The organism is Pseudolysinimonas sp. (assembly GCF_031389465.1).
Classification (GTDB): domain Bacteria; phylum Actinomycetota; class Actinomycetes; order Actinomycetales; family Microbacteriaceae; genus Pseudolysinimonas_A.
The window spans coordinates 1-6,760 of the sequence record NZ_JANMSQ010000022.1; the positions used below are offsets into that span (position 1 = coordinate 1).

Genomic DNA, 6,760 nt, shown 5'->3' on the forward strand with positions numbered 1-6,760 from the left:
CGCACTCGCGCTCGGCCTGCACCTCGTGGCCTCGATCGGCGGCGGCGACATGCCAGTCGTCGTCTCGATGCTCAACAGCTACTCGGGCTGGGCTGCCGCAGCAGCGGGCTTCCTGCTCAACAACGATCTGCTCATCGTGACCGGGGCGCTCGTCGGCTCGTCGGGTGCCTACCTGTCGTACATCATGTGCAAGGCGATGAACCGGTCGTTCCTCTCGGTGATCGCGGGCGGCTTCGGCATCGAAGCCCCGAAGAGTGGCGAGGAGGCGACCGGCGAGCACCGCGAAATCGATGCCCGCGGTGCCGCCGAAATGCTCACGAATGCGATGAGCGTCGTCATCACCCCCGGCTACGGGATGGCGGTCGCTCAGGCGCAGTACCCGGTCGCCGACCTCGTGGCACGGCTACGCGCCCGCGGGGTCGAGGTGCGTTTCGGCATCCACCCGGTCGCCGGGCGCCTGCCCGGCCACATGAACGTGCTGCTCGCCGAGGCGAAGGTGCCGTACGACATCGTGCTCGAGATGGACGAGATCAACGACGACCTGGCCTCGACCTCGGTCGTGCTGGTGATCGGCGCCAACGACACCGTGAACCCGTCGGCGGCCGAAGACCCGAGCAGCCCCATCGCCGGGATGCCCGTGCTTCGCGTGTGGGAAGCCGAGAACGTCATCGTGTTCAAGCGGTCGATGGCCTCCGGCTACGCCGGCGTTCCGAACCCGCTGTTCTGGCGCGAAAACACCCAGATGCTCTTCGGTGATGCCAAGCAGCGGGTCGAAGACATCGTGCGGGAGCTCACGTAGGTTCCCCCTTCCCTCGAACTACTCCGCGGGAAGGGGCTGCGCAGGCAACTTGCGTACCTTCGCCCGACGGCGACGGCGCTCGGGGATCATCGAGCGCATCTCTTCGAGCTTCCCGAAGCACAGCAACCGGTCCCCGGCTTCGAGCATCACGGCCTTACGCGGGTTCGGGATGACGGTCGTGCCACGGTGCACGGTGAGCACGGTGATGTCGCGCTCCGCGAGCCCCGAGTCGCCGAGGCTGCGCCCGACAAAGTCGCCGTTGTTGTGCACGAGCAGTTCGGCGACGCCGTACCCGGTCGAGACGCTGAGCCGCTGCCGCACGTCGATCTCGGGGAACGCCACCTGGTTCGCGAGGTAGTCGATGATGGCGCCCGCGACATCCAGTTGGGTCGCGTGCTCGATGCCTTCGAGCCCGGGTGAGGAGTTGACTTCCATGACGAGCGGACCCTCCGCGCCTTCGAGCATGTCGACGCCGGCAATCTTGAGTCCCATGATCTGCGCCGACCGCACGGCGACCTGCTCGTATTCGGGAGTGAGTTCGACCGCTTCGACCGCTCCCCCTCGGTGCACGTTCGAGCGGAACTCGTCGCCCTGCGCCGTGCGCCGCATCGCCGCAACGACCCGATCGCCGACGACCAGCGCGCGGATGTCGCGGCCCCTGCTCTCGGCGACGAACCGCTGGATGAGCACGTTCTGTCGGGTCGACTGGAGGGTCTCGATGATCGCCTCGGCGACCTTCACTTCGGGCGCCAGGATGACGCCGATCCCCTGCGTGCCTTCGAGCAGCTTGATGACGACGGGCGCTCCGCCGACGCGTTCGATGGCCGGGCGCACATCGGCCCGGTTGCGCACGAACGCCGTGGGCGGCATCCCGATGTTGTGGCGCGACAGAATCTGGGTCGCCCGCAGCTTGTCGCGCGCGTTAGCGATGCCGTTCGCGGTGTTGGGGGTGTAGACATCCATCTGCTCGAACTGGCGCACCACGGCGGTGCCGAAGTAGGTGATCGAGGCGCCGATGCGGGGCAGGATCGCGTCGTAGTCCGAGAGCGGCCGGCCTCGGTACTGCAGGTCGGGTTCGGCCCCCGAGAGGTCGATCGCGAAGCGCAGGGTGTTGAGCACCCGCACGATGTGGCCGCGTTGCTCGGCGGCGGCGCGCAACCGCTGCGTCGAGTACGCCTTCGGGGCGCGCGACAGGATCGCAAGTTTCATAGGGATGCCCCTGACAAGATGGTGACGTGCGTGAGCCCTCCCATTCAAACACCCTCGCGGGGTGGCGCGAATGGGTGCAGCTCCCCGACATCGGCGTGCCATGGATCAAAGCGAAGCTGGATACCGGAGCACGCACGTCGACCATCCACGCCTACAAGATCAAGCCGTTCGAGAAGGACGGCGCCGACTGGGTGCGATTCCGGGTGCGACCCTGGCAGGAGTCGAGCGAAGACGAGGTGGTCGTCGAGTGCCCGGTTCACGATGTGCGCCACGTGCGCAGCTCGTCGGGTCACGTACAGGAGCGCTACGTCGTCAAGTTGCGCCTCGAGCTGCTCGGGCGTCGGGTAACCGCCGAGGTGACGCTGAGCAACCGCGACCAGATGGGATTCCGGATGCTGATCGGCCGCCAGGTGCTGCGGCGCGGCTTCGCCGTGGATGCCGGGAAGTCGTTCCTCGGAGGGCGGGCGCCCAAACACGTTCGCCGACGCAACCGCGGTCGAGCGGAAAAGTGACCCGATGACCGACCCTTCGACCGTCGAGGCCCCGCCGACCTGCTACCGGCATCCCGACCGGGCCACCTACGTGAGCTGCCAGCGCTGCGGGCGACCGATCTGCCCGGAGTGCTCGACGCAGGCCGCGGTCGGGGTGCACTGCCCCGAGTGCGTGCGCGAAGGTCGCGCGGCGGGAGGTGGCGGGCTGGCCCGCGCGCTACGACCGCGCCGATCCGGTGCAGTGACGTACACGCTCATGGGGCTCATTGTCGTCGCGTACGCCCTGCAATGGATCAGCGGTGGCGGGCTGACCTCCGCCTGGGTGCTCAACCCGACGGTCGTCGGCGCCGAACCGTGGCGGCTCATCACGTCTGCGTTCCTGCATTCCCCCGGCACGATCATCCACATCCTGTTCAACCTCTACGCTCTCTATGCGTTCGGACCGGCGCTCGAATCGTTCCTCGGCCGCTCGCGCTACCTGGCGCTGTACTTCAGCGCCGCGCTCGGCGGATCGCTCGGCGTGCTCGCGCTCTACGCGCTCGCGATCGCCACCAACGGCGCAAGCGTGGAAGCCACCGGCGGATTTCTCGCGCCGGGATCGGCGCTCGGGGCGTCGGGCGCGATCTTCGGCCTCATGGGCGCCTACCTGCCGCTGCGTCGTGCCATCGGCGTCAACGTGATGCAGTTGCTCATCGTGCTCGGTATCAACGTGGCACTCGGCTTCGTCGCCCCCAACATCGCGTGGGAAGGGCACCTCGGCGGCCTGCTCGTGGGCGCCGCGATCGGCTGGGTGTACCTGCGTACGCGACGCCCTGCCCAGCGACGGGTGCAAGTACTCGGGGTCGCGGGGATCGCCGCGGGGCTGCTCGTGCTGTTCGTGCTCTTCGTCGCGAGCGCCCCCGTCTTCTACGGGTTGTAGCCGCTCTCAGCGCTGAGTCGTGAACCTTCACGACGCGTAGGCAGTCAAGGCTTCGCGGATGGCTTCGGATCGGGACTTGTGCTCTCGCGCAGCCCGAGCGTCGATGGCCGCGAACTCTTCCCGAGCGAGTCGCATAGCGACGACCTGCGAAGACAGCGACGGTGGTGGTGGCTCGTACGATCCGGGAGACCGGGGTCGCGCTCACCTACGTCGGCGGAGATTCTGCGGCGCACCAGACCTCGTTCGCCTACACGGTCGGACTGCACGGGATCGGCCACCCCGAACTGCTGGTGCTGGGAACCGACAGCGGCACGGCGAGTGGGCTGCTCAACGACGTCGCCGGGCGCGTCCGCGCAGGACGGGATCTCGTGGCCGGCGAGATCCTCGAATTCGCCGAGTGGCCGCATCGCGTCCTGGTCGAGGAGGTGCCGAATCCGGGCGACATCCTGTTCGGCGCAAACTCGTTCTACGACCGGCCGGACACGGCGTCGGTGCCCGCCTACCAGCTCAGCTACGACGATCGAGCGGGGCGCTTTCCGACCGACGCGGGCTACGCCATCCCGCCGTGGGTGCAGCCGCGTCCGGGGGATTCAGCGCTCGGGATTGAGCCCAAGTTCTGTGAGGCCTTTGGGGCAGCCATCGGGTGGGTGTACCTGCGCACACGCGTGCTACGGCTTGTAGGACGAGCCTCAGCCGTCCGGTCGGCAGCGTCCAGACTAGTCGTCGTCGGTGTCGGAGGAATCGGAGTCAGAGGAATCGGTGTCGGGCTCTTCCTCTCCCGCATCCTCGTCGGGTTCATCCGACTCGGAATCCCCATCCGATTCCTCGCCGTCGCCCACGTCGGCGTCGTCCGACGGGGACTCGGTCTCCTCACCGTCGTCGGGAGCCGGCTCGCCCGGCACCAGGTCATCGCCTCCGGACTCCTCGCCGTCGACCGACTCATCGTCCACGGCCGGCTCCTCATCGATGATCACGGGCTTGTCGTCGTCATCGCCCGGGGTCACCGTCGACACCAGGTCGTCGAAGGCGTCCTGCACGCCGCCCGGCAGCGCCCCCGCGGCACCGGCAACCGTGATCCCGAGGAGCAACGCGCCCACTCCGACGGCGACTCTCGCGGCCAAACCGAACCGCGAAACGCGCTCCGCCGCTCGCTCATTCGCGTCGGCGTCCCGCGTGCGGGCGCCGGGCGAGTCCGTTTCGAAGCGGGGCGACGACGTGTCTGGCGATGTCGCCCGTGCTGAAAAGAGTTCATCGTCCGCAACGGAGAGGCGAGCAGCCAGCTCCGCCGAGGGCCGCGGGATCGCTTCGACGGTCGCCGACCGGAACGCCGTAACCGCGGCAGCGAGTTCCTCCGAGCCGGGAAGACCCTCGGGGGCCCTTCCGGCGAGCAGCAGCTCGGCGTCGGCGTCGGTGATGCGGTTCTTCATGTCACTCATCGCTATCGCTCGCGACGCTCACAGGGGTACGGTTCGCCGCCAACTTCCTTCTCAGGTTCTCGAGCGCCCGACGCTGTAGAGCCTTGACGGCGCCGACTCGCTTGTGCAGCACCTGGGCGACCTGCTCGACTGTGAGGTCTGCGACGATCCGCAACACCATGACGTCACGCTGATCGGGCGAAAGCTGAGCGAGCAGGGCGCGGACGCGGGCGTCGCCGACGCGAACGGTGGCCTCGTCCTCCGCGCTGGAAGCCCGCCGGGGATCGAGTTCTGCTGTCCACTCGGTGGTCTCGCCGCGGCGCGATCGCATCCGCAATTCGTCGACGAGTCGTCGATAGGCGACGGAGAAGACGAACGACCGGAAGGCGGCTCCGTCGCCGGAGAAATCACGAATCCGATCGAACACCGCCAGGAAGACCTCGCTCGTCAGGTCTTCGGGTTCGCGCGATCCGCGCGCCCTCAGGAACGCCGCGACGGCCGGTGCGTGCTCGACCCAGATCCGGGTCGACGCCCAAGCCGCCCCCGCTTGCGCGGCCACCAGGACAGACGCGAATGTCTCTTCGCCGACTGTCACCCGGGACCCCACGGGTCCCGACAATACGGCACTCGCCGATCAGCGCATCGGCACCGACTCATCCCGAGCAGGAAGGCGGCGGGACAGAAGGTGGTCCTTCCCGAACCCGAATCGAGAAGGACCACCCTGACGCGGCGTGTCAGCAACGCGTCGACCCGCGCCCCACCGCTCCGATCGACTGCCCTCCGTGCGGTCGTGTCCGCCAGCGAGGGATCCGCCGACTGCTCAGTCTTGAGCCTCGTCGTCGTCCTCGCCTTCGAACTCCTCGTCAGCGTCGTCGCCTTCATCGGACTCGTCCTCGTCGGAGTCGTCATCATCCAACTCGTCGTCGTCGATCTCCGTGGTCTCGTCTTCGGCCTCGTCACCGTGTTCCGCATCCTCGCCGTGTTCCGCATCCTCGGCGTGTTCCGCATCCTCGTCGCCGTGTTCCGCATCCTCGGCGTCCTCGGCGTCGTGAGCGAGATCGTCGTCCTCGTCGAGCGGCACCACCACGGCGACCACCTCGTCGAACACGACCTGCGCTTCACCGGGCAGAATGTCGGCGGCACCGGCGACTCCGACGCCCGTCACGCCGACCACGACGACCCCTGCGCTCAACGACAGCTTGGCGAGCAACCCCAGCCCTGCGATCCATGTGAACATTTCGAACCATCCCCATTCGTCAGGCAGTCGGCGATTCGGCGACGAAGTCGAAGAATCCACCAACCACTGATGTGCACAGTGGCCCCAGCCACCGCCGAGGTTTCGCCCTCCAGAAGGAGGCCGATCGAGCACGGTGCTCGTTCCTCACTGCCGCTATCGTCCAAAGCGCGCACGGGGGTACGGGTGTACCAAGAAGCTTTTTAACGCACCTCGAACCAATGCCCGCGAGCGGCGCGCCCCGCGGCCGAATCGGTAGCTGTACTTCGCTCCGAGGTCGGAGAAGGCGGCGACATCGTCGATCGTTCCTTCCCAGGAAACCCGATCGTGGTCGTCGGCATCAACGGCAGGAAGAGTGCCCGGTCTTCGGACTGGCGATGTGATTGCGCCGGCGGCTGCCGGCCCGGCATCCGTGCGGTTGCACGCTCGTTCTACGGCATCGCGGAGCCCGCCGATAGGCCAACAAGAAACCCCTGTCTGACCGGGGGTTTTCTTACTGCTGGGGTGCCTGGACTCGAACCAAGAACAACTGAACCAGAATCAGCCGTGTTGCCAATTACACCACACCCCATCGGAGCCACCCGGAGGCGGACCGACTGATCACTCTACCGCACCTGCGGCGGTGCTTCGTCAGGCCTGGAAGGCCCCGATGATCGCCCCCATCGCGGTGTACGAGACGATCGCGTAGCCCGC

Annotated in this window: 8 protein-coding genes, 1 tRNA gene and 1 pseudogene; 4 read left to right on the plus strand and 6 right to left on the minus strand. The window is 67.5% G+C overall.

Going from position 1 to position 6,760, the window contains the following annotated elements; all coding sequences use genetic code 11:
• Positions 1-799, plus strand: a 799-nt coding sequence (locus RMO30_RS00755; RefSeq protein WP_309708194.1) for an NAD(P)(+) transhydrogenase (Re/Si-specific) subunit beta, incomplete at its 5' end; no start/stop codon positions are given.
• 18 nt (positions 800-817) lie between these two features.
• Here the strand turns inward: RMO30_RS00755 and RMO30_RS00760 are convergent.
• Positions 818-2,008: a RimK family alpha-L-glutamate ligase gene (locus RMO30_RS00760; RefSeq protein WP_309708197.1), complete on the minus strand. Its 1,191-nt coding sequence runs from the start codon at positions 2,006-2,008 to the stop codon at positions 818-820.
• Between the two features lie 26 nt (positions 2,009-2,034).
• On the opposite strand from RMO30_RS00760, the gene RMO30_RS00765 reads away from it, so the two are divergent.
• Positions 2,035-2,520: a RimK/LysX family protein gene (locus RMO30_RS00765; protein ID WP_309708200.1), complete on the plus strand. Its 486-nt coding sequence runs from the start codon at positions 2,035-2,037 to the stop codon at positions 2,518-2,520.
• 4 nt (positions 2,521-2,524) lie between these two features.
• Entirely contained in the window at positions 2,525-3,418 is an 894-nt protein-coding gene (locus RMO30_RS00770; protein ID WP_309708203.1) for a rhomboid family intramembrane serine protease, read from the plus strand.
• 27 nt (positions 3,419-3,445) lie between these two features.
• Here RMO30_RS00770 and RMO30_RS00775 read toward each other — a convergent pair whose 3' ends face one another.
• Complete coding sequence (locus tag RMO30_RS00775; RefSeq protein ID WP_309708206.1) at positions 3,446-3,553, minus strand: ribbon-helix-helix protein, CopG family; 108 nt, start codon at positions 3,551-3,553, stop codon at positions 3,446-3,448.
• A 32-nt stretch (positions 3,554-3,585) separates the two neighbouring features.
• Here RMO30_RS00775 and RMO30_RS13085 point away from each other — a divergent pair.
• Positions 3,586-3,960, plus strand: a pseudogene (locus RMO30_RS13085) (DUF4262 domain-containing protein); the annotation flags it as partial.
• A 174-nt stretch (positions 3,961-4,134) separates the two neighbouring features.
• On the opposite strand, the gene RMO30_RS00780 reads toward RMO30_RS13085, so the two are convergent.
• The 4 genes from RMO30_RS00780 to RMO30_RS00795 form a co-directional block, all read right to left on the minus strand.
• On the minus strand, positions 4,135-4,854 hold the full coding sequence (locus tag RMO30_RS00780) for a hypothetical protein (protein WP_309708209.1): 720 nt from the start codon (positions 4,852-4,854) through the stop codon (positions 4,135-4,137).
• Positions 4,847-5,392: a sigma-70 family RNA polymerase sigma factor gene (locus RMO30_RS00785; protein WP_309708212.1), complete on the minus strand. Its 546-nt coding sequence runs from the start codon at positions 5,390-5,392 to the stop codon at positions 4,847-4,849. The genes RMO30_RS00780 and RMO30_RS00785 overlap by 8 nt, the downstream gene beginning before the upstream one ends.
• A 261-nt stretch (positions 5,393-5,653) precedes the next feature.
• Positions 5,654-6,070: a hypothetical protein gene (locus RMO30_RS00790; protein WP_309708215.1), complete on the minus strand. Its 417-nt coding sequence runs from the start codon at positions 6,068-6,070 to the stop codon at positions 5,654-5,656.
• Positions 6,071-6,566: 496 nt separating this feature from the next.
• Positions 6,567-6,638: transfer RNA gene (locus RMO30_RS00795), tRNA-Gln, on the minus strand.
• Between the last annotated feature and the right edge of the window lie 122 nt (positions 6,639-6,760).

What these genes read in the sequence shown, in the direction of transcription:
- RMO30_RS00790 (WP_309708215.1), bottom strand. Translation starts at nt 6,070, where the DNA reads ATGTTCACATGGATCGCAGGGCTGGGGTTGCTCGCCAAGCTGTCGTTG.
- RMO30_RS00775 (WP_309708206.1), bottom strand. Translation starts at nt 3,553, where the DNA reads ATGCGACTCGCTCGGGAAGAGTTCGCGGCCATCGACGCTCGGGCTGCG.
- RMO30_RS00780 (WP_309708209.1), bottom strand. Translation starts at nt 4,854, where the DNA reads ATGAGTGACATGAAGAACCGCATCACCGACGCCGACGCCGAGCTGCTG.
- RMO30_RS00770 (WP_309708203.1), top strand. Translation starts at nt 2,525, where the DNA reads ATGACCGACCCTTCGACCGTCGAGGCCCCGCCGACCTGCTACCGGCAT.
- RMO30_RS00760 (WP_309708197.1), bottom strand. Translation starts at nt 2,008, where the DNA reads ATGAAACTTGCGATCCTGTCGCGCGCCCCGAAGGCGTACTCGACGCAG.